General features: G+C 51.9%; 1 rRNA gene. It reads left to right on the forward strand.

Annotated features, from left to right (window positions below):
- Window positions 1–210 (forward strand): 23S ribosomal RNA (locus tag M3226_RS32065); the annotation flags it as partial.

Here is a 210-nt window from a genome sequence, read left to right on the forward strand (position 1 = left end):
AGGCTGAGCTGTGACAGCGAGGGAAATATAGTACCGAAGTTCCTGATTCCACACTGCCAAGAAAAGCCTCTAGCGATGATATTGGGTGCCCGTACCGCAAACCGACACAGGTAGGCGAGGAGAGAATCCTAAGGTGAGCGAGAGAACTCTCGTTAAGGAACTCGGCAAAATGACCCCGTAACTTCGGGAGAAGGGGTGCTTTTTAGGGTG

The organism is Neobacillus cucumis (assembly GCF_023715505.1).